The organism is Flaviramulus sp. BrNp1-15, assembly GCF_022259695.1.
GTDB lineage: Bacteria > Bacteroidota > Bacteroidia > Flavobacteriales > Flavobacteriaceae > BrNp1-15.
The window spans coordinates 18752-42995 of the sequence record NZ_CP092099.1 but is presented as its reverse complement, the minus strand read 5'-3'; the positions used below and the strand labels follow the sequence as shown (position 1 = coordinate 42995).

Below are 24244 nucleotides of genomic sequence, written 5' to 3'. Positions count from 1 at the left end.
ATTTTGAATAGAACTAAACTAATTTTCTATAAACCTAACCTAACTTGTTACGCTGAACGCAGTCGAAAAGTATTTTTCGTTTTCTTCTTGTTTTTTTCAGCTTTAGCATGGTCTCAACAGCCCGTTCAAGATTCGGTTTCAACAGGATTTAGTTTAGGCAAAATAAAAACACCAAACCCTAATAGTGTAGAGTCTAAATACACTTACGACCCTTTAACGAATCGTTATATTTACACTGAAAAAATAGGGAATTATAATATTAAGTATCCCGTTATTTTAACTCCTGCAGAGTATTTCGATTTAGTTGCTAAAGAAAATCGTAGAAGTTATTATAAAGAAAAAATTGATGCTTACGATGGTAAGAAAGATGGAGCTGATGATGCACAAAAAAATCTATTACCAGAATTTTATGTAAAATCAGATTTTTTCGAAACTATTTTTGGAAGTAACACAATTGAAGTAACACCAACCGGTTCTGTAGAAATGGATTTAGGTGTGCTTTTTTCTAAGCAGGATAACCCATCATTTTCACCAAGAAACCGTAGTAATTTTACTTTCGATTTCGATCAACGAATCAGTTTAAGTTTATTAGGTAAAGTAGGAACAAGGTTGCAAGTAACTGCAAATTACGATACACAATCTACCTTTGATTTTCAACAGCTTATAAAGCTAGAATATACTCCAACAGAGGATGATATCATTCAAAAAATAGAAGTAGGTAATGTTAGCATGCCTTTAAACAGTTCGTTAATTACGGGTGCACAAAGTTTGTTTGGTGTAAAAGCACAATTACAGTTTGGAAAAACAACAGTAACAGGTGTGTTTTCTGAACAAAAATCACAATCTAATACAGTAGTGGCTCAAGGTGGTGGAACTGTTGAAGAGTTTGAATTATTTATAAGAGATTATGATGAAAACAGGCATTTCTTTTTAGCACAATATTTTAGAGATACTTATGATGCTTCTCTGGAGAATTATCCTTTTATAAATAACAAAGGGTTACAAATTACCAGAATAGAAGTTTGGATGACCAACCGAAGCAACCGAACCGAAAATGTTAGAAATATTGTAGCACTTCAAGATTTAGGTGAAAGTGATAAAGTAGGTTCTGCGGTTAATGTATTTGCAGCTCCTGGAGCTTTTCCTGATAATGAAAACAATGCTTTTAATCCAAATGATATTGATGTAACAGGACCAACATCACAACTTAATGCCAATATAAGAGATATTGCAACTGTGCAATCTGGAATTGAAGTAGCTAGTACACAAGAAGGTTTTGATTATGCAAAACTGGAAAATGCTAGAAAACTAACTAATGGACAAGAATATACTTTAAATCCCGAACTAGGTTATATTTCTTTAAATCAGCGATTAAATAATGATGAGGTTTTGGCTGTTGCCTTTCAATACACATTGGGGGGACAAGTTTATCAGGTAGGTGAATTTGCAAATGATGGTATTGATGCAACAGATGTAGACAGAAATGCAGATGGTGATGTTACAAATGTTGTAAATACCACTTTGGTATTAAAAATGTTAAAAAGTAGTATCACAAATGTTACGCAACCCATTTGGGATTTAATGATGAAAAACATCTACGATACAGGAGCATATAACTTAAGTCAGGATGATTTCACTCTTAACATTTTTTATAATGAAGCATCACCATTAAACTTTATAACACCTGTTGAAGGTACAACATTTCCTCCCTTTAATAATCATACACCTTTAGATACTAATGATGATAGAGATATAAGGGAAACAACTTTACTTAGGTTATTCAATTTAGATAAATTGAACTTTAATAATGACCCTCAGAGCAATGGAGATGGTTTTTTTGATTTTGTTCCAGGCATTACGGTCTTGCCTCAAAATGGTAAAATTGTTTTTACAAAAGCGGAACCTTTTGGGCGTTATTTATTTGATGTTTTAGATGATGATGGTAATCCAAATAACAACGAAGCAGATTATCAAGCTGATAGTTATACAAACCCAAATCATGAAAAGTATGTTTATGATATTCTTTATAAAGAAACTAAAACCGCTGCTTTAGAGGAAGTAGAAAAAAATAAATTCAAATTAAAAGGGCGCTATAAATCTACAGGCGGCGACGGTATTCCTATAGGCTCTTTTAATGTGCCAAGAGGCTCGGTGAGAGTAACAGCGGGTGGTCGTGTTTTAGTTGAAGGCATTGATTATACAGTAAACTATAATTTAGGGCGTGTTCAAATTTTAGATGAAGCTTTAAAAGCATCAAACACACCAATAGAAGTTTCTACTGAAAATAATGCGGTTTTCGGTCAACAAACCAGACGTTTTACTGGTTTAAATATAGAGCATAAGTTTAATGAAAACTTTGTTTTAGGTGGAACATTGTTAAATCTAAACGAACGTCCAATTACGCAAAAAGCAAACTATGGCACAGAACCTATTAATAACACTATTTTTGGTGTTAATGGAAATTATGCTACCAAAGTTCCTTTTTTAACGCGATTAGCAAATAAGTTACCAAATATTGATACCGATGTAGAATCTAATTTATCACTTAGAGGCGAGTTTGCTTATTTAGCACCTGGCGCTCCAAAGGGAACAAATTTTAATGGTGAAGCTACTTCGTATGTTGATGATTTTGAAGGTTCACAAAATGGCATCGATTTAAAATCTCAACAATCATGGTATTTATCCAGTAGACCATTAGATTTAGGTAGAAGTTATACCGAAGGACCAGAAGATGATAATGGTATTCAAAATGGATATGATAGAGCTTTATTAAACTGGTATAGTATCGATCCTATTTTTTATAGTAGCCAGCGTCCGGGAGGTATTTCAGATGATGATGTTTCTGGATTATACACCAGTCGTGTGTTTATTAATGAGCTTTTCCCAGATAGAGATTTAGTACAGGGACAAAATTCAGTGTTATTCACTCTAGATTTAGCGTATTATCCGCAAGAACGAGGACCCTATAATTTTGAGCCTACTGCTGCTGATGGTACAATAGATAATCCTCAAAATGCATGGGCAGGTATTACACGTCAATTAACATCTACAGATTTTGAACAGCAAAATGTAGAATATATTGAGTTTTGGCTGCAAGATCCTTTTCAGGAAAACCCATCAAACCCAGGTGGAAAGCTAGTATTTAACCTAGGTAATATTTCAGAAGATATTATTAAAGATGGTAAAAAATTGTATGAAAACGGATTACCAAAAGATGGTGATGTTGGTATGCTACAACAAACGGTTTGGGGAACAGTAGTGCCTCAAAATCAATCCTTAATTTATGCTTTTGATAGTGCAGGAGAAGAACGAAGCAGACAAGATGTTGGTTATGATGGTTATGACGATGCAGAAGAAGTTGCAGTTTTTGGAGCTGGATTTGGTGAAGACCCAGCAAATGATAACTATGCTTATTTTTTAAATGCAGAAGGAGACATTTTTGAGCGCTATAAAAAATACAATGGTGTAGAAGGCAATACTCCTGATACCTTTTCAAATACAGACCGAGGTGCTAATACACAACCCGATGTAGAAGATATTAATCGTGATAATACCATGAACACGATTGATAGTTATTATGAATATGAATTAGATATTACCAGGCAAAATTTACCAACATCACAGGCAGATTTTGATAATATTCCCAACAGTAACCCTCTAAAAGATTACTTAAGAGATTTTAAAGACAGACCTCGTGCTTTACCTAATGGGGAAAATGTAAATGTAAGATGGTATCAATTTAGAATTCCAGTTCAAGGTAGTTTAGCTACACCAGTTGGTGGTATTACAGATTTAAGATCTATTCGCTTTACTAGAGTTTATCTTAAAGAGTTTACACAGCCTACAGTATTTCGTTTTGGTACTTTAGATTTGGTGAGAAGTGATTGGAGACGTTATACACAAACTTTAGAGTTTGATAAAGATGATCCAGATGATGATGGAACCGATTTTTCAGTTGGTGTTATTGGAACATTAGAAAATGAGGGAAGTTATGATAGACCTCCAGGTATTGAACCCGAGCAACTATTTAACAACAATACGGTAGTTCGACAAAATGAACAGTCATTGGTTGTAAAAGTGTGTGATTTAGAAACTGAAGATTCCAGAGCCGTTTACAAAAATATTAATGTAGATATGCGCCAATATAAACGTATTAGAATGTTTATGCATGCAGAAGACGGCGAATCTGGAACAGGAAATATTACAGATAATGACTTAGTAGGATTTATTAGAATGGGTAATGACCTTACGGAAAACTACTATCAAATTGAAATTCCTTTAGTTATTTCTACCTCTACAAGCAGACAAGGATTATGGCCAATAGAGAATGAAATTAACTTGCCGATAGATGTTTTGGGTAAAATTAAAGCTCAAGGTATTTCAGATATGACATTGAGTAATGAAAACCCAACATTTTATGATGTAATTGATGGTAATATTTCATTAGCAACTAATCCATTTGGAGGATATGTAATAGGTCAACATCGTGTGGGTATAAAAGGTAACCCAAATTTTGGTGATATAAGAACACTTATGGTTGGGGTTAAAAATAGGTCTAGTAATGATGTTTGTGCAGAACTTTGGTTTAACGAATTGCGCTTATCTGACATGGATAACGAAGGTGGTTGGGCAGCCGTAGTAAGTATGGATACAAATATTGCAGACTTTGCAAATATTAGCGCAACCGGAAGACAAAGTACAACGGGGTTTGGTTCTTTAGAGCAAGGTCCAAGTCAGCGTAGTTTAGAAGATGTTAAGCAGTACGATGTAGTTACTAATGTAAATGTAGGGCAGCTATTACCAAAAAAATGGGGTATTCAGGTGCCATTTAATTATGGGCAAAGTGAAGAACTTATTACACCAAAATACGATCAATTTTATAAGGATTTAACTTTAGATTCTAGATTAGATGCAGCCAATGATAATGCAGAAAGGGAAAAAATAAAACAACAGTCTGAAGATTACACAAAACGCCAAAGCATCAATTTTATAGGTGTTAGAAAAACAAGAACAACAGATAAAACACCACGCTTTTACGATGTTGAAAACGTTACCTTAAACTATTCTTATAACAAAGTACAACATAGAGATTTTGAAATTGAAAACTCAGTAAACAAAACACTTCGTGTTGGCGCTAATTATGCACATAATTTCAATCAAGTTACTGTTGAGCCATTCAAGAAAAACGATTCACTTTTTACAGGGAAATATTGGAAATTATTAAAAGATTTTAATTTCAATTTACTACCAACAAGCTTTACGGTTAACACAGATGTTAATCGACAATTCAATAGACAAAAGTTTAGAGAAATAGACTTAACAGGAAATAATATAGCTATAGAAGAATTATTTAGAAGAAATTATACTTTCGATTTTCAATATGGACTTAATTACAATCTAACAAAATCGTTACAATTCAATTTCACTGCAGCAAATAATAACATTGTTAGAAACTATTTTAAAGACAACGATTTAATAGCAGGAGAGCAAGATAGTGAACTTGATGTTTGGGATGGGTTGTTAGATGTTGGAGATCCTAACAGACAAAGTCAAAATTTAGGAGTTACTTATCAATTACCAATAAATAAAATTCCAACCTTTAGTTTTATAGATGCTACGTACCAATATACAGGTAGTTTTTTATGGCAAAAAGGTTCAGATTTGTATGGAAATTTAGAGTTAGACGGACAAACTTACGATTTAGGAAATTCTATTCAGAATTCAAACGTTCATAATATTAACGCGTCGTTAGATATGAATCGTTTGTATAAATATATTGGTTTAGTAAAAAAACCTATTAGAACGGTTAGAAGTAGAACAACGTCTAGAGGAGGGCCTCCAGGACCAGAACAAAAGAAAAGAACAGTACCAAAAGCTAAAAACCAATCGGTTACTAAATTACTAAATGCAGGTGTAGATATTTTAACCACTATTAAAAGAATTCAAGTTAATTATTCTGAAAATAGCGGAACGTTTTTACCTGGTTATACGCAAACGCCTGGATTTATTGGAACATTAAAACCAACTACTGGTTTTACATTTGGTAGCCAGAGTGATATTAGATATTTAGCGGCAAGAAGAGGTTGGTTAACTTTATTTCCAGAATTCAATCAGCAGTTTTCAACCACTAACACAAAACAATTAGATATATCTGCAAGTTTAGAGCCTGTAAAAGACTTAAAAATAGATATTGTTGGTAACAGAGCCTATTACGAAAATTATACTGAGAATTACAGAGTAGAAAATGGGATTTACAACTCGTTAACACCAAATACTTTTGGAAACTTTAATATATCAACCATTTTAATAAAAACAGCATTTAGTAAAAGTGATGAAAATATTAGTGAGGCTTTTAACGATTTTAGAGATAACCGATTAAAAATTGCTAATAGACTAGCTGAAGATTTCTATGGTAATACAACTTTTGCTAGAGATGCAGAAGGTTATCCACTAGGCTTTGGTAAAAACAATCAAAAGGTGTTATTGCCAGCGTTTTTAGCAGCTTACTCTGGGCAAGATGCTAATAAAATTAGAACGAGTGCGTTTAGAGATGTACCAATACCAAACTGGGATTTAAAGTACACCGGCTTCATGAAATTCAATTGGTTTAAAAAGCGTTTCAAACGTTTTTCATTAACACATGGGTATCGCTCTACTTACACAATTAATCAATTTACAACGAATTTAAATCTCAATACAGACGAAAGCGTTAATGAACAACCAATTCCAGAAACTCCCTATGCTAGCCAGCCGCAAGAAGCTTTAGACCAATCTGGTAATTATAAAAACGGACGTTTATTTAGCAATATCAATTTGTCAGAAATGTTTAGTCCGTTAGTAAGGTTAGACTTTGAAATGAAAAATTCGGTTAAAATTCTAGCTGAAATTAGAAAAGATAGATTACTATCATTAAGTTTCGATAATAACTTATTAACCGAAGTTTTAGGAAATGAATATATAATAGGGTTAGGTTACAGAATTAAAGATTTACGTATTCGCTCAAAACTCGCAGGGCCTCAAAAACGTATTGTGAGCGATTTAAATATGAAGGCTGATATATCTGTAAGGGATAATAAAACCATTATTAGATATTTAGATTTAGAGAACAATCAAATTACCTCTGGTCAAACAATTTGGGGCTTAAAATATTCAGCAGATTATGCTTTTAGTAAAAACCTAACAGGTATATTTTATTTTGATTATACGTTTTCAGAATATGCAATTTCTACAGCTTTCCCTCAAACAACGATAAGGTCTGGTCTTACTTTAAGGTATAATTTTGGAAACTAATCTAAATACAAGACAAAAGCCAATACCTTATCTAAAGTCACCTTGAGCGCAGTCGAAAGGTCTTAAAAACAATTATTAGTTAAGGGTTTGAATTTAAACTTTGAATAAATACATTTGCTGAATAAATAAATATTAAATTAAGAATATGAATATTCCATCAGATTTAAAATATACCAAAGATCACGAGTGGGTTAAGATAGAAGAAGATGTGGCAACCATAGGTATTACAGATTTTGCACAAGGTGAGTTAGGAGATATTGTTTATGTTGAGGTTGAAACATTAGATGAAACATTAGAAGCCGAAGAAATTTTTGGAACGGTTGAAGCTGTTAAAACAGTATCAGATTTATTTTTACCATTATCTGGTGAAATTATTGAGTTTAATGAATCGCTTGAAGATGAGCCAGAAAAAGTAAATACAGATCCTTACGGAGATGGTTGGATGATAAAAGTTAAGTGTTCAGACCTCTCACAAGTAGATGGCTTAATGTCTGCCGATGATTATAAAACACTTATAGGTGCTTAAAAAATTTGCACTAATAATCACGTTAATATATTCAATAGCTTTAGCTACTGTTAGTTTAATTACTATTAATGATTTGCCTAACATAGGTGTTTCATTTGGCGATAAATTATTTCATTTTTTTGCCTACGCCTTGTTAGTATTTTTGTGGTTTAGTGCCTTTGTAAATTCTTTTAAATTTAAAAAAAAACGAGCTATTTATTTTGCAATTATACTCTCTGTATTATTTGGTATAATTATTGAGGTATTACAAGATACAATGACAGTTTCAAGAGCCTTAGATATTTACGATGTTGTGGCAAATACCCTTGGGGCGTTATTGACATCATTAGCATTGTGGTTTAAAAACAGATTACACGTTAAAAAATCTTAATCACTTGCTTTTTTGATAAATAAATAGTTATTTTAGCAATCTTGATAAACGAATAAATTATGGAACCTAAAAAAAATCCTAAAGCAAATGTAGGGCGTAACAGCTCACTATACTTCGCTATTGGTCTAGCATTAATGTTATTTTTAACAAACTATGCTATCAATTACAAAACTTATGACAAATCTGATATTGATATCGGGCAATTAAATCTTGATGAAGAATTAGAAGAAGAAATTCCAATCACAGAACAAATTCAAACACCTCCACCACCTCCACCACCACCTGCTGCGCCAGAAGTGATAGAAATTGTTGAGGATGAAGAAGAAGTAGAAGAAACAGTTATTGAGTCTACAGAAGTTGATCAAGAAACAGAAATTGTTGAAGTTGAAGAGGTAGAAGTAGAAGAAGTAGAAGAAGATATTGATGTACCTTTCTCAGTAATTGAAAACGTTCCAGTTTTTCCAGGATGTGAAAGCGGAAACAATGCTGCAAAAAGAGACTGTATGTCTAAAAAAATATCACAATTTGTGAATAAAAAATTTAATACAGATTTAGCCAGTGATTTAGGATTATCTGGTAGACAACGTATTAATGTGATATTTAAAATCGATAAAACAGGAAATATAACAGGTATTCGTGCTAGAGCACCACACCCAGGTTTAGAAAAAGAAGCTGCTAGAGTTATTGGTTTATTGCCAAAAATGAAGCCAGGGAAACAACGTGGTAAACCGGTAAACGTTCCATATTCTTTACCTATAATTTTCCAAGTTCAAGATTAAACTTAGTTAAGTTTAAATAATATAAAATCCCGTTACAGTTTTGTAACGGGATTTCTTTTTTTGGTATGCTTATTGTGACTTTATCATAATATTAACATTTTAACTATAATAATTATGAGTAATCTTAAGAAAACTCACGAACCCATTCGGCAAAATGGGGAAATCGTGAAAAAATCACAAAAGCATGATGCAAATTTACAAAAAAACTCAACCTTTTACTTTCAAATAGGGTTGATTGTTTGTTTACTGGCAACCTTTGGTTTGCTTGAAATGAAGTTTGAAACTACTATTCATGAATATGGCGACTTACCTCCATTGGAAGAACCTACTTATATAGATATTCCAATTGTTATAACAGAAGTACCTGAATTAATTGAGCCTGTCGTACAAAAGAAGAGTAAACAACCTGATAGCTATAAACAGGTTTCTAATGAGACTGATTTGAATCCAGTTATTGATACACCAGTTAAACCAATAATAAAGAACCCAGTTCTTGACCCAGATGCTATTCCTGATTTACCAGAAAAACCAGTAGAGCCTGAGAATGTTCCTTTTTTTGCAATACAAAACGCACCAATTTATCCAGGTTGTGAAAAGGCAAAAAACAACAATGAAAGAAAAAAGTGTATGTCTGAAAAAATCACCAAACTTGTTCAACGAAAGTTCAATGGTAGTGATATCGCTGTAGATTATGGTTTAACAGGTAAGCAAAAAATTGATGTAGAATTTACCATAGATAAAACAGGGCATGTAACCAATATTAAAACACGATCGCCTCATCCTAAATTAGATAAAGAAGCGGTTAGAGTTATTAATTTTATCCCGGAAATGACACCAGGTAAACAACGCGATAAAAATGTTGGGGTTATTTATAACTTACCTATCATTTTTCAAGTACAATAAACAAGTCTTACAATATTAATTTTTAAAACCGTTATCATTATAATGATAGCGGTTTTTTAATGAGGTATTATTAAAAATATAGTATCTTTCACTCTTAAAATAATTCTTAATAAAAAAATGAAGCAATTCATTGTTCTACTTCTACTTTTAGTTCAATTTAATACGTATTCACAAGATAGATTTTTAACTGAAAAACCACCTGTTTTTCCTAATTGTGAAAATATTGATATTAATGCTGTGCAAAATTGTTTTGATAAGAATGTGTTCGGACACATTTATGATAATTTCAAGGTGCCAGAGCAAGTAATAAAAGAAAATTATAAAGGAGAAGTTGCTGTACTTTTTGAGGTAGATACTACAGGTTATTTTAAAGTTATTTATTCTGATGCAATATATAGTGAGTTAAAGGATGAGGCTAAAAGAGTATTTTCAACCTTTCCTAAAATAAAACCAGCCACTTATAATGGTAGAAAAACTTTCAAGCAGTATTCAATAAATATTAAAATCCCACTAGTTGATCAAAATGTTGAAACTAAGGAAAGTCAAAAAACAAACGGAATCTCTAAGCTTGAAGAAGCAGCAAAAAGCGAATTTGATAGTGTAAATTCTAGTTTAACAGTATTTGAAAACAAGGCTTATAATAGTCAGTTAAACATTCAATTTACACATAGTGATTATTCGAGATTTGATAGAAATATGAATCTTATTGGAACTAATAGTCATACGGCTTCAAAACCATTTGTTTATGAGGAAGTCTCAAAATTCTATGATTTTAATGCTGAAAAAGAAAAATTAAAAAGAGAAACCGATACTTGGGCAGGAAGAAAATTATGGAATGAGCATTTGGTAGAATTGCAGAGTAAAGATTATTGGTTTACTATAGATCCTATTTTTGATTTACAAGTTGGGAAAGATACTGATGCCGATTTTAACTCCACTTACAACAATACCAGAGGGTTTTTGGTTCAAGGAGGATTAGGAAAAAAATTAAATTTTTATGCTTCAGTTTTTGAAAGCCAAGGTCGTTTTGCTCAATACGTAAATGAGTACTCCGAAACTTTAAAAGCCTTTGGTCCAGATCCAGCAATTATTCCGGGTCGTGGCATAGCAAAACGATTTAAATCAGATTCTTATGACTATCCAGTTGCAGAGGCATACTTATCTTTTGCACCAGCTAAATTTATTAATATTCAGTTTGGTCATGGAAAAAACTTTATAGGAGACGGTTATCGTTCATTGCTTTTAAGTGATGTGGCGAGTCCGCATCCCTTTTTAAAATTGAACACAAAATTTTGGAAAATAAAATATACAAATACTTGGTTGTGGTTAAAAGATGTGCGTCCAGAAGTTACAGAAGACGGAGCGTTTTTAACCAAATATATGGCAAACCATTATTTAAGTTGGAATGTATCAAAACGATTTAATTTAGGATTGTTTGAATCTGTAATTTGGACGAACGCTAACGACCGTGGATTTGATGTTAACTATTTAAATCCAATTATTTTTTATCGAGCTATTGAATTTGAAACAGGACAAGATGCTGGAAATGCAATTTTAGGGGCTTCAGCAAAATACAAATGGAGCGATAATGTGAATGTGTATAGTCAATTTGTTTTAGATGAATTTTCTTTAAATGATATAAAAGGCGGTAATAAAAGTTGGAAAAACAAGTTTGGTTATCAATTGGGAGTAAAATATTTCAATGCTTTTAAGGTTGATAATTTATTGCTTCAGTTTGAATACAACAGAATTCGCCCATATACGTATTCGCATAATACCATAGCAACAAATTATGGGCACAATAATCAATCTATGGCGCATTTATGGGGCGCTAATCTTAGTGAAGCTATTTTAATTGGGCGTTATCGTTATAAACGTTGGTTTGCTGATGCAAAATTAATTTTTGGTACACGTGGATTGGATTTTAACGATGGAACCGATAATTTTAGTTACGGTGCAGACGTCTACAGAAACTACAACGACAGACCTTTTGATACAGGTGTTGAAGTTGGTCAAGGTATAAAAACAAAAGTTTTTAATGGTAATTTACAAGCAGGTTATTTGATAAATCCAGCTTCTAACTTAAAGTTGTTCACAGATATTACAGTTAGAAATTTTAACCCAGACGCAACAACTACAACAACATTTAAAACTAATACGGTTTGGTTTAATTTTGGTTTAAGAACCGATTTATTTAATTGGTATTTTGATTTTTAATGAAACTCTATTTAGAAAAGCTAAAAGCGTATTCAAAATAGTTAGTTGAATTAATCCCGATGAATATCGGGATCTTTTTTGTCATACTGAACTTGTTTCAGTGTTTCATTACTTTTTCAAGCTATTATAATAAATACGTCGTATTCTTTCGCCGTTAATAAAGCCTTTTCCGTAACCTAAGTCATCAAGTTTTTTTGTGATACTTTCGTTATTGGCAACTTCTTCTTCAGTTTTACCATTTTCGATTTCGGTTAGAACAATAGTTTTTAAGGTTTCTAACATTTTTAAATACGATTTATATTCTGTTTTGTTAGATATTTTTCCGTGCCCGGGAATTATTTTAGTGTCATCATCAATAACCATTAATCCAGATTTTATGGCATTAATATAACCGTCAACACTTCCACCAGAATTTAAATCAATATAAGGATATCCTCCATTAAAATAAGTGTCGCCGGTATGTAGCACATTGCTTTCTGTAAAGTATAATAGAGCATCACCATCTGTATGCGCATTTTCAACATGAAAAACAGCAACATCTTCACCGTTTATGGTTACATGTAATTTGTCATTAAATGTAATAACAGGTAAAGCAATTTTTGGTCTTTCAGCTTCAAGGCGCTTTTTTACATTATCATGCGCTATTATGGTAGAGCCAAGTTTTCCAAAGTTTTCATTACCGCCTGTATGGTCGCCATGGTGATGAGTGTTCATTACAATTTTAACCGGTTTGTCGCTTAATAATTTAATAGCTTCTAGAATTTTAGGAGTTAAAGGAGCAAATTGATTGTCGATAACTAAAACACCATCATTACCAGTAGAAACACCAATATTACCGCCACTTCCGACTAACATATAAACGTTATCTGAAAGTTTTACGGTTTCAATAATAACATCATCAAAATTTCGTTGTGCATAATTAGAAAATGTTATTGAAATAAAGAAAATAAAAGTTAAACATTTTAATGTCTTCATAAGTATCTAATATTAAAACATTTATAAAGATATTAAAAATACAGATAGCATTGCTCAAAATGGTTTTATGGTGTATCTTTGCACTCGCATTATTAAAAGCGATTAAGAAAACAATATATTGAGTAACTCAAAATCTTCATTAACAACTCCTTCTGTAATTTCAGATTTTAAAGAAATCACCAAAATGCGATTAGCATTAAGTGTTGTGTTTTCTTCTATTGCTGGTTATTTATTAGGTGTAGACACCGTTGATTTTAAAACGTTAATCTTACTGGCTTTTGGCGGATATTTTATGGTAGGAGCTTCCAATGCTTTTAATCAAATTATAGAAAAAGACTTAGATGCATTAATGAGTCGTACCAAAAATAGGCCTGTTCCTTCAGGACGAATGTCTGTTACAACTGCTTTTATAATAGCTTCTGTTTTTACATTATTAGGTATAATAATATTGTACACCATTAACAAGCAAACAGCTATGTTTGGTGCTATTTCTATCTTTTTATATGCGTGCGTTTACACACCATTAAAAACAAAAACACCATTGGCTGTTTTTGTGGGTGCTATTCCAGGAGCAATCCCATTTATGTTAGGTTGGGTAGCAGCAACAGACAATTTTGGTATTGAACCAGGAACTTTATTTGCGTTACAATTTTTTTGGCAATTTCCTCACTTTTGGGCTATTGGTTGGTTTTTATTTAACGATTATGAAAAAGCAGGATTTTTTATGTTACCAACAGGAAAACAAGATAAAGGAACTGCAGTACAAACCATAATGTACTCTATTTGGACGATGCTGGTGTCTATTATTCCTGTTTTTGGGTTTACAGGACGATTGGAATTGTCAATAATTGCTGCGATAATTGTTTTTGCTTTAGGTTTGTGGATGTTGTATTATGCCATACGATTATTTAAATTAATGACTGAAAAAGCAGCTAGACAATTAATGCTGGTAAGTGTATCGTATATTACATTAGTACAAATTGTTTACGTTATAGATAAATTTTTAAGATAACCATGGATTTAACTCAAGGTACTCAAGAAGAAAAAAATAGTAGAGCAAAAAAGATGATGCTTTGGTTTGGCATTATTTCACTTATTATGTCGTTTGCAGGATGGACAAGTGCTTTTGTGGTAAGTAGCTCCAGGCCAGATTGGTTAAAAGATTTTGTATTACCAAATGCTTTTATAATAAGTACAGTAGTTATTGTATTAAGTAGTGTATCATTTATTTTAGCAAAACAAGCATTAAAAAAAGGAAATAATAAAGCAACATCACTTTGGTTATTCATAACACTTATTTTAGGCGTTGTTTTTATTTTAAATCAATTTTCAGGCTTTCAACAAATCATAGATTTAGGCTATAATTTTACGGGTCCAACTAGTAATGTAACCATGTCTTACATTTATTTAATAGCTGTTGTGCATATTTTGCACGTAGTTGTTGGGTTAATTTGTTTATTGGTCGTAATTTATAATCATTTTAAACAAAAATATAATGCCACTAAAATGCTTGGTTTCGAACTGGCGGCAACTTTCTGGCACTTTATTGATATACTGTGGGTATATCTCTTTTTGTTTTTATATTTTGTAAGATGATTTTTGTAGAATTTATAAGAGCTTATCAAACATCAAAACACACTTTTTTTTAAAGTCCCTATAATTTAGGGTTTGATATTTCATTAGATAAATAATTTGATTATTTTTGTCCCACTTTTAAATAACAACCATTATATATGAGTACTACAGTTGTAAACACTGGAACAGAAGGAAAAACTTGGGGAGGTGGTAACCAACCACTAAAAGCAAGTTACGGTAAAATGATGATGTGGTTTTTCATCGTTTCAGATGCTTTAACATTTTCTGGGTTTTTAGCAGCCTACGGATTTTCAAGATTTAAGTTTATAGATTCATGGCCAATTGCCGATGAGGTATTTACACACGTACCGTTTTTACACGGTCAAGAGCTACCAATGATTTATGTGGCTTTTATGACGTTTATACTTATTATGTCGTCTGTAACTATGGTACTTGCGGTTGATGCAGGTCATCATTTAAATAAAGCTAAAGTTACACTTTACATGTTTTTAACCATTATAGGTGGTTTAATATTCGTTGGTTCTCAAGCTTGGGAGTGGGCAACATTTATAAAAGGTGATTATGGTGCTATTCAAACAAAAGGTGGAAACATTTTACAATTTGTTGATACGGATGGACATAGAGTAGCTTTAAGAGATTTTGTTACAGCAGGCGAAAAAGACAGAACTGCGCATGAGCGTAAAAACGGTTTATGGTTTGTAAGCGAAGGAACACTTCCAACATATACTGTTGATGAGGTTATACACGGTTTAGAATCTCATGAAAATGTTTTAGTTAGAACCCAAATTTTAAATGAAGAGGGTCAAAAAACAGTTTTGTCTAGAGCAGAATCTCTAAGACAAATAAAAGAAAATGGAAAAGCGGTTGTAGAAGGTGCTAACTTACATGTTAATGAATATGGTTCTCCTTTGTTTGCAGATTTCTTTTTCTTTATAACAGGTTTCCACGGGTTTCACGTATTTTCTGGAGTAGTTATAAATATTATCATTTTCTTTAATGTGATTTTAGGAACTTACGAAAGACGCAAAAACTACGAAATGGTTGAAAAAGTTGGTTTATACTGGCACTTTGTAGATTTAGTTTGGGTATTTGTATTTACATTCTTCTACCTAGTTTAATTTTTATAATAACAAAAAATGGCAGACGCACATAAATTAGAAATATTTAGAGGTTTAATTAAATTTAAATCAAACACTCAAAAAATTTGGGGAGTTTTAATTTTCTTAACTATAGTAACAGCGATTGAAGTTGTATTAGGTATATATAAACCAGAATCTTTAATGGCTAATTTTTTAGGCATGAAAATTTTAAACTGGATTTTCATAATCTTAACTATTGTAAAAGCTTATTACATTACTTGGGATTTTATGCACATGAGAGATGAAGTTAAAGCATTAAGACGTATGGTGGTTTGGACTGCTATCTTCTTAATTCTATATTTAATATTCATTTTATTACAAGAAGGAGGATATATAGAAAGTGTTTATTCTTCAGGATTTATAAAAAGAGATTTTTAACTAATTTATTTAGTTAAATAAGAGTTATAAAGGCGGTTTTTAAACCGCCTTTTTTTATTTTTGCACTATGGTTATTTCACAATAAAAGCGCCATAATTTTATGAATTATAAAAAAGTAAGTAGATATGTAGTTTTAGGAATTTTATTCTTTCTTCCTGTTACATTTTTATTGTTTTTATATCCGGCAACCCATAATTATACACCACTTGATATTGTTAATGAATCGGTTATAGATTTAGATAAGTTCACTTCTAATACAGATGATAAGATCATTTTAAAAGATCACATTACAGTATTAGGTTTTTTAGGTAACAATCCAATTGAAAACACTATTGCAGCTTCTAATTTAAAAGAATTAGTCTATGATAAATTTAAAGGGTTTAAACGTTTTCAAATTGTAGTTTTAATGCCAATAGGAACAGAATCTGAAACTGAAAAACTTAAAACAGAAATAAGTTCTTACGAAGATTTAAGGTTTTGGCATTTTGTGTTTGGTGAACCAAAAGATATACAACGTGTGTTTTATAGTTTAAAAAGTAAAACAAACTTAAAAGAAGATTTATCAACAAATTATGTGTTTGTAGTAGATAAAGACTTAAATCAGCGTGGACGTATAGATGATAGAACAGATAAGGACATTGAAAAAAACAAACCAAAAATAGGTTTAGAAGCTTACGATTGTATTGAAGTATCTGAAATAAAAAATAAAATGAGTGATGACCTACGAATTTTATTTACAGAATACAGGCAAAAACGAAAGGGAGAGTTTAATTCTGATACTAGAAGAGCTAACGATTTAAATAATCAAGATGAAGAAAACTAATTATTCATATATAGGTATAGCATTTATTGTTCTTGTTTTTGGAATCATTTTTATTCCTAAAATTGTAGATAGAATATCTAACGATGATGTTATAAGAAATGAAAGCAGAAGCGATTTTGCAGACGATAAAAAAAATAAGAAATCAGATTTAGCTTTTATTGAAATTAATGGAGAGCCTAAAAAGGTGCCTGCATTTTCGTTTACAAACCAAGATAGAAAAACCATAACCAATAAAGATTATGAAGGTAAGGTGTATGTTATAGAATTCTTTTTTACAACATGCCCAACTATTTGCCCGCGAATGAATGCAAACCTTATTCAAATTCAAAATACATTTAAAGATTTTGAGAATTTTGGAGTGGCATCTTTTACCATAAATCCAGATTATGACACACCAGAAATTCTTAAAGCATATGCAGAACAATATGGTGTTACTAATCCTAACTGGCATTTAATGACAGGAGATAAAGCCACTATTTATAAATTATCAAATGAAGGTTTTAATTTATATACCGCCGAAGAAGATGATGTTGCAGGTGGTTTTGAACATTCAGGTAATTTCGCTTTAGTTGATAAGAATGGATTCATACGTTCTAGAAAAGATGATTTTGGAAATCCTATTATATATTACAGAGGAATCGTTTCAGAAGCAGAAAAAGTTGATGAAGATGGAACACCAGAAGAAATAAGCGCATTAAAAGAAGATATTAAAAAATTGCTTAATGAGTAAATCAGAACAAATTTTAGACGATAAAAAATACAATAAATTAATAGTAGTATTATCAATTGCTATACCCGTTGTGGTTGCAATTTTATTTGGAGTTAAGTTAGATGTTGACCTTCCTATTTTTTTGCCACCTATTTATGCTTCAATAAATGCAATAACTGCATTGGTTTTAATTTTGGCTGTTATTCAAATTAAAAAAGGAAATAGAAAAGCTCATGAAAAGCTCATGAAGTTTGCCATTGTATTATCTGTATTGTTTTTGGTAATGTACGTTTTGTATCATATGACAAGCGATTCTACTAAGTTTGGAGGAGAAGGGTTTGTTAAGTACATGTACTATTTTATATTATTAACCCATATTTTATTGTCAATTGTAGTTATTCCATTTGTATTAATAACATATGTAAGAGCTATAACTAATAATATATCAAAGCATAAAAAAATAGCTAAAATTACATTTCCGTTATGGCTTTATGTTGCGGTAACTGGTGTAATTGTTTATATCATGATATCACCCTATTATGTTTAAATTTAATTGTTATTCTTAGCCTAAGCCTAAGAATCTTTTAATATGAAAAATAAAATCATCATTTTTCTATTTACTGTTCTCTTTTTTTTAGAGACTAATGCACAATGTGCTATGTGTCGTGCTGTTTTAGAAAGTGAAGAAGGACAAACTGCTGCAGAAGGAATAAATGATGGTATTGTATATTTAATGGCAATACCATACATTCTTGTTGCTGGTCTTGGCTATTTTATATATAGAAAGTACAATACGTTAAAAAAGTAACAAAATTTTTTTTTATCGTTTTTTGTAACATTTCTTTACGTTGTAAGTCTAATTGTAAAGCTCTTGTAGTTTCACTAATCAATCAAAGTAATGCTAAAGATAAATCAACTACACAAATCCTATCCTATAGGAGACTCCAGTTTACATGTTTTAAAAGGAATTGACCTTAATGTTGAAGAAGGCGAAATGGTTGCTATCATGGGATCTTCGGGTTCTGGAAAATCCACGTTATTAAACATTATAGGTATGTTAGATGAAGCAGATTCAGGAGAATATATATTAGATGGTTTACCTATTAAAGATCTTACAGAAAAAAAAGCAGCGGTTTACAGAAATAAATTTTTAGGATTTATTTTTCAATCCTTTAATCTGATAAATTATAAAAATGCTCTTGAAAATGTAGCTTTACCTTTATATTATCAAGGCATGAAGCGTAAAGAGCGACAGGAAAAAGCACTTTTCCACCTTGAAAAGGTAGGATTAGCAGATTGGGCGCATCACTTACCAAAAGAACTTTCTGGTGGTCAAAACCAACGTGTTGCTATTGCCAGAGCTTTAGCTGCAAACCCCAAATTACTCTTAGCTGATGAACCAACGGGAGCATTAGATACAACTACATCTTACGAAATTATGGCATTCATTCAGCAATTGAATGATGAAGGAAAAACTATTTTGATGGTAACTCACGAGGAAGATATTGCTAATATGTGTAAACGTATTGTAAGACTTCGAGATGGAGTTATTATGGAAGACAAAAAAGTAAATCAAGTAAGAGCAGAACAATATGTTTGATTTAGATACTTGGCGTGAAATAATACAAAGTATGAATAAAAACAGAACCAGATCCATACTTTCTGGTTTTACTGTGGCATTTGCCATAATGCTTTTCACCATACTTATTGGTATTGCCAATGGTCTTGAAAACACATTTAAAGATGCTTTTGTTGATGATGCTAATAACGGAGTGTTTGTACGTGTGGGTAGAACAACAAAAGCTCATAAAGGATTACAGGCAGGAAGACGTATTCAATTAAAAAATGAAGATATTGATTTTATAAAAGACGAATTTGATGATAAAGTACAATATATAACTGCAAGATTGTACAGAAACGTTAATGCATCTTTTAGAGGCGAAAAAAACAGTTATAGTTTAAGAGCTGTTCACCCAGACCACCAATATCTTGAAAAAACAAAAATAAAAGAAGGACGATATATTAATCAAAACGACTTAAAAAACAACACGAAAGTAGTTGTTATAGGAAGATTGGTTGAAGAAGACTTATTTAAAAAAACAACAGCTATTGGTAAGTATATAAATTTAAGTGGCGTGCAATATAAAGTTGTTGGTACTTTCACCGATGATGGAGGCGATAATGAAGAACGCTTAATGTATATGCCAATTTCTACAGCACAACAAATTTACGGCAATAACGATTATATCGATCAAATAAATCTCACCTATAATCCCAAACTCAAATTAAACCAAGCCATAGCTTTTGGTTTTGATTTAGAAAAAGACCTTAAGAAAAAATTTGACGTTGCTCCAAGCGATCAAAGAGCTATAAGAGTTTTTAATATGGCACAACAAACAAAAGGAGTAAATCAATTTACCACTGTTTTAAGTGTTATAATTTTTATTATTGGTCTAGGAACTCTTATTGCTGGTATTGTGGGTATTAGTAACATTATGATATTTATTGTAAAGGAACGAACTAAAGAAATAGGTATTCGTAAAGCCTTAGGTGCCGCACCAAAGTCTATTGTTTCTATCATTTTAATTGAATCTATTGTTATTACAGCTATAGCTGGATATTTAGGCTTGTTAATTGGTGTTGGTATATTAAAATGGGCAGAACCAGTTCTAGTAGATTATTTTATAAAAGACCCAGGTGTAAGTACATCAATAGTGGTTGTAGCCACAATTATATTAGTTGCAGCTGGTGCATTGGCAGGATATTTACCTGCAAAAAAAGCATCTAAAATTAAACCTATAGTAGCCTTAAGAAACGATTAATTATGTTTAGATTTTTATTCGATAGAGATACATGGCAAGAGGTTTACGAAAGTATAACCAAAAACAAGCTACGTACTATTATTACAATGATAGGTGTTTGGTGGGGAATATTACTTCTAATAGGGTTGTTAGGTGCAGCTAGAGGTATGGAAAACTCTTTTAACAGGGCTTTTGGAGATTTTGCTACTAATAGTGTTTTTATTTGGGGGCAAAATACCAGCAAGCCATTTAAGGGCTTTCAAGAAGGAAAAGCAGTAACACTTAAATTAACTGATACCAGAAAAATAGAATCTGCAGTAGAAGGTATAGAGTTTGTAGTTCCTAGAAATCAAAGTTCTGGTTTTGTGGTTAATGGTGAATTATCAGGAACGTTTAATGTAGCTGGAGATTTACCATTGCTGGATGTGGTTCAGAAAAAAGATTTATTAAAAGGTCGTTTTATAAATCAAAATGATATTGATAGTAAGCGTAAAGTAGCTGTTATTTCAGAAGACATATATAAGCAAATATTTAAAAAAGATGTTGAGCCAATAGGTAGGCTTATTAAAATAAACAGTCTTAATTTTACAGTTATAGGTGTTTTTGAAGTCAGTAATTTTGGAGGTCCACAGTCAGATATTCACATTCCTTTTGACACATTTCAACAAGTATATAATCAAGGCGATAGAATTGGATGGATGATGATAACCGGAAAGCCAGAATATAACATTAAACAAATTGAAGAAGATGCTAAATTATTATTAAAGAATTTAAATAAAATTCACCCAGATGATAATCGAGCACTTGGTAGTTATAATTTAGGTGCCGATTTTAAAAAAATAACAGGCTTTTTAACTGGTATGCAATTTTTAACATGGTTTGTTGGAATTGCTACATTAATCGCAGGCATTTTTGCCATTGGCAATATATTACTAATTACAGTAAAAGAACGTACTAAAGAAATAGGTGTGCGACGAGCATTAGGTGCTACACCTTTTGAAATTAAAAGACAAATTGTAGTAGAAGCTGTGTTTTTAACTTTAGTTGCAGGTATTTTTGGTATAATAACCGGAGGCTGGATTTTAATAGCATTAGATTCTGCTTATGGTCAAGGCGATGATGCTACATTAGTTAATTCATCAGTGTCTTTACTTGTAGTATTTATTGCCTTATTAATTTTAGTAGCATTAGGCACATTAATTGGTTTAATACCGGCATTTAAAGCAACAAGTGTTAAACCTATTGAAGCATTAAGAGAAGAATAAACAATCAAAAAATAGAAATGAATAAAACAGTAAAAATTATTTTAGGTATAGTTGTTTTAATACTTTTAGTATTCGTATTAAAGTACTTTAAAGATGCAAATTCAAAAGAGATCGAAGACTTTAAAGTTGAAGAGCCTTTTTATACATCTATTAATACAAAAGCTGTAGCTACAGGTAAATTAAATCCAGAGGAGGAGATTGAGTTAAAACCTCAAATCTCTGGAATAGTTGATAAAATACTAGTAGAAGAAGGTGATTTGGTTAGAAAAGGTGATTTAATTGCAAAGATTAGAGTAGTGCCTAACGAACAGAGCTTAGTAAGCGCAAGCAGTAGAATATCTTCAGCAAAACTATCTTTTGATAATGCCAAGGTGCTTTACGATAGAAATAAAAAACTTTTTGATAAAGGTGTAATTTCAATCCAAGATTTTGAAAATAGTGAGCTTTCATATAATCAAGCTAGAGAAACGCTAAATCAAGCGCAAAACGATTATCAAATTATAAAACGTGGTTCTATTTCAGGAGGAAGTTCTGCAAACACAAACATAATTGCACAAATCTCTGGAACTATTTTAGAAATCCCAGTTCGTGAAGGCGATCAGGTTATTCAAAGTAACAACTTTAACGCAGGAACTACTATTGCTACTATTGCAGATATGAGTTTAATGATTTTTGAAGGAAAAGTAGATGAGGCTGAAGTAGGTAAAATTCAAGAAGGTAAAGATATTAAAGTTATTCTAGGAGCTATAGGAGAAAAAGAATTTCCAGCTAAATTAACATTTGTAGCACCAAAGGGGCAAGAAGAAAATGGAGCTGTTCAATTTACAATTAAAGCGAATGTAAAAATAGATTCCATTACTAATATTAGAGCAGGTTATAGTGCTAATGCAGAGATTGAAATAGAAAGTAAAGACAGTGTTTTAGCTATTAAAGAAGCACTGCTTCAATATAATAGAATTACTGAAAAACCTTTTGTTGAGATTAAATTAGAGGATGGGAAATATGAAAAGAAAAATGTAGAATTAGGACTGTCTGATGGAATAAATATTGAAATTACAGAAGGAGTAAAAGAAGGTGATAAAATTAAGGTTTGGAATAAAGTGTCGGAAGAAAAAGATGAAGAAGAAAATGATTAATTTTAAAACACCACTTATGAAAAAAAACTTAATAATATGTTTGCTTTTAGTTGCGGTATCTTCTTTTGGTCAACAAAAAATATGGACATTGCAAGAGTGTGTTAACCATGCTCTAGAAAATAATATCACAATTAAGCAAGGTGAAAACACATTACTTAATAATGAGCAAGATATTATTGCTTCAAAAGGGGCTTTTTTACCCTCAGTTGGCGCAACCGCATCTCACAATTTATCATTAGGTAATAGAGAGTTATTTCCCGGACAATTTGTTGATAGAACCGATAATAGTACAAGTGTCGGTATTGGAGTAAACCAAACTATTTTTGACGGATTTAGGTTAACAAATTTATATAAACAATCCCAATTGAGGTTAGAAACAAATCAGCTTGAATTACAAAGAATTAAAGACGATATTTCTTTAAATGTAGTTAATGCCTATTTAAATGTATTGTTTAATAAAGAAAACTTAGAAACGGCTAATGCACAATATGAATTTAGTAAAAAACAACTAGATCAAGTAAAAGGTTTAGTTGATGCAGGAGCACAACCAAAGGTTAATATTTATGATGCTGAAGCAACTTTAAGTAGAGATGCTCAACAAGTTACTTTAGCAGAAAACAATTATAATTTAGCATTGCTTACCATATCACAATTATTGCAAGTGCCTTACAATGGTTTTAATGTAGAAATTATTGATATTGATACACCCTCAGCTGAACTCTTATACAATAACATAAGTCCTATTTTAAGTTTTGCTATGCAAAACAGAAATGAAATTAAAGTTGCAGAAAAAAATATTGAAAGTGCTGTTTTAAATACAGAAATTTCTAAAAGTGGATTTTATCCTACTATTACTGGTAGCTATGGAATAGGAACAAATGTGTTTTTTACCAATTTAACAGACACTGAGGAATCATTTTTTAATCAGTTTAATCAGCAAAAAGGGCATCGTTTTGGATTAAACCTCAATATTCCCATCTTTTCAAGATTTCAAAATAAAACAGCCGTAGCAAAATCAAAGATTCAGGAAGAAAATAGTAAATTGAATTTAGAACAAGCTAAGTTAAATTTAGAATCGAATATACAGCGTGCATTTACAGATGCACAAGCGGCTTTTAAAGCTTATGAAGCAGCAAAAAAATCGTTAGCATCACAAGAGTTAGCATTTAATAACTCTAAAGAGCGATTTGATATTGGTACAATGACTGCTTTTGATTTGGAACAAGCAAGGGTACAATTAATAAATGCAGAATCTTCCTTAATAAATGCTAAATATGATTTTGTTTTTAAGACAAAAGTTTTAGATTTTTACATGGGAAAATCTTTAACTAATTAAT

At 31.5% G+C, this 24244-nt stretch carries 20 protein-coding genes; 19 read left to right on the top strand and 1 reads right to left on the bottom strand.

The annotated features are described in order from the left end of the window. Positions 1-3: 3 nt before the first annotated feature. The 6 genes from sprA to MBM09_RS00165 all read left to right on the top strand — a co-directional run bounded on the left by sprA (position 4) and on the right by MBM09_RS00165 (position 12085). A complete protein-coding gene (sprA, locus tag MBM09_RS00190; protein ID WP_370569712.1) occupies positions 4-7290 on the top strand; it encodes a cell surface protein SprA in 7287 nt (2428 codons plus the stop codon). A 145-nt stretch (positions 7291-7435) separates the two neighbouring features. Next, a complete protein-coding gene (gene gcvH, locus MBM09_RS00185) occupies positions 7436-7816 on the top strand; it encodes a glycine cleavage system protein GcvH (protein ID WP_238674796.1) in 381 nt (126 codons plus the stop codon). Further along, complete coding sequence (locus MBM09_RS00180) at positions 7809-8186, top strand: VanZ family protein (protein ID WP_238674794.1); 378 nt, start codon at positions 7809-7811, stop codon at positions 8184-8186. Before gcvH ends, MBM09_RS00180 begins: the two co-directional genes overlap by 8 nt. Before the next feature lie 59 nt (positions 8187-8245). Beyond that, on the top strand, positions 8246-8965 hold the full coding sequence (locus MBM09_RS00175; RefSeq protein ID WP_238674792.1) for an energy transducer TonB: 720 nt from the start codon (positions 8246-8248) through the stop codon (positions 8963-8965). A gap of 114 nt (positions 8966-9079) precedes the next feature. Then, positions 9080-9868 (top strand): energy transducer TonB, encoded by a 789-nt coding sequence (locus tag MBM09_RS00170; protein WP_238674790.1) that lies wholly within the window; start codon positions 9080-9082, stop codon positions 9866-9868. A 117-nt stretch (positions 9869-9985) separates the two neighbouring features. Next, a complete protein-coding gene (locus MBM09_RS00165; RefSeq protein ID WP_238674788.1) occupies positions 9986-12085 on the top strand; it encodes a gliding motility protein RemB in 2100 nt (699 codons plus the stop codon). Between the two features lie 108 nt (positions 12086-12193). Here MBM09_RS00165 and MBM09_RS00160 read toward each other — a convergent pair whose 3' ends face one another. Then, positions 12194-13060 (bottom strand): MBL fold metallo-hydrolase, encoded by an 867-nt coding sequence (locus tag MBM09_RS00160; RefSeq protein WP_238674786.1) that lies wholly within the window; start codon positions 13058-13060, stop codon positions 12194-12196. Between the two features lie 184 nt (positions 13061-13244). Here MBM09_RS00160 and cyoE point away from each other — a divergent pair, with 184 nt between their 5' ends. The 13 genes from cyoE to MBM09_RS00095 all read left to right on the top strand — a co-directional run bounded on the left by cyoE (position 13245) and on the right by MBM09_RS00095 (position 24243). Next, complete coding sequence (cyoE, locus tag MBM09_RS00155; protein ID WP_370569731.1) at positions 13245-14072, top strand: heme o synthase; 828 nt, start codon at positions 13245-13247, stop codon at positions 14070-14072. 2 nt (positions 14073-14074) lie between these two features. Beyond that, positions 14075-14656, top strand: coding sequence for a heme-copper oxidase subunit III (locus MBM09_RS00150; protein ID WP_238674783.1), 582 nt, complete (start codon positions 14075-14077; stop codon positions 14654-14656). 137 nt (positions 14657-14793) lie between these two features. Further along, the gene (locus tag MBM09_RS00145; protein WP_238674781.1) at positions 14794-15774 is read left to right on the top strand and encodes a cytochrome c oxidase subunit 3; all 981 of its coding nucleotides are present in this window, start codon (positions 14794-14796) and stop codon (positions 15772-15774) included. An 18-nt stretch (positions 15775-15792) separates the two neighbouring features. Continuing rightward, positions 15793-16173 carry a cytochrome C oxidase subunit IV family protein gene (locus MBM09_RS00140; RefSeq protein ID WP_238674779.1) on the top strand — a complete coding sequence of 127 codons (381 nt, stop codon included), beginning with the start codon at positions 15793-15795 and terminating at the stop codon, positions 16171-16173. A 100-nt stretch (positions 16174-16273) separates the two neighbouring features. Then, a complete protein-coding gene (locus MBM09_RS00135) occupies positions 16274-16996 on the top strand; it encodes a hypothetical protein (protein ID WP_238674777.1) in 723 nt (240 codons plus the stop codon). Then, entirely contained in the window at positions 16983-17726 is a 744-nt protein-coding gene (locus MBM09_RS00130; RefSeq protein ID WP_238674776.1) for an SCO family protein, read from the top strand. Before MBM09_RS00135 ends, MBM09_RS00130 begins: the two co-directional genes overlap by 14 nt. Continuing rightward, on the top strand, positions 17719-18252 hold the full coding sequence (locus MBM09_RS00125; RefSeq protein WP_238674775.1) for a DUF420 domain-containing protein: 534 nt from the start codon (positions 17719-17721) through the stop codon (positions 18250-18252). Before MBM09_RS00130 ends, MBM09_RS00125 begins: the two co-directional genes overlap by 8 nt. A 42-nt stretch (positions 18253-18294) precedes the next feature. Further along, positions 18295-18513: a hypothetical protein gene (locus MBM09_RS00120; RefSeq protein WP_238674773.1), complete on the top strand. Its 219-nt coding sequence runs from the start codon at positions 18295-18297 to the stop codon at positions 18511-18513. 90 nt (positions 18514-18603) lie between these two features. Then, positions 18604-19305, top strand: coding sequence for an ABC transporter ATP-binding protein (locus tag MBM09_RS00115; protein ID WP_238674771.1), 702 nt, complete (start codon positions 18604-18606; stop codon positions 19303-19305). Continuing rightward, the gene (locus MBM09_RS00110; RefSeq protein WP_238674769.1) at positions 19298-20527 is read left to right on the top strand and encodes an ABC transporter permease; all 1230 of its coding nucleotides are present in this window, start codon (positions 19298-19300) and stop codon (positions 20525-20527) included. Before MBM09_RS00115 ends, MBM09_RS00110 begins: the two co-directional genes overlap by 8 nt. A 2-nt stretch (positions 20528-20529) precedes the next feature. Continuing rightward, positions 20530-21771 carry an ABC transporter permease gene (locus MBM09_RS00105; protein WP_238674767.1) on the top strand — a complete coding sequence of 414 codons (1242 nt, stop codon included), beginning with the start codon at positions 20530-20532 and terminating at the stop codon, positions 21769-21771. Positions 21772-21788: 17 nt separating this feature from the next. Continuing rightward, positions 21789-22907: an efflux RND transporter periplasmic adaptor subunit gene (locus MBM09_RS00100; protein ID WP_238674766.1), complete on the top strand. Its 1119-nt coding sequence runs from the start codon at positions 21789-21791 to the stop codon at positions 22905-22907. Positions 22908-22923: 16 nt separating this feature from the next. Beyond that, positions 22924-24243, top strand: a complete 1320-nt coding sequence (locus MBM09_RS00095) for a TolC family protein (RefSeq protein ID WP_238674764.1) — start codon at positions 22924-22926, stop codon at positions 24241-24243. The last annotated feature ends 1 nt before the right edge of the window (position 24244 follow it).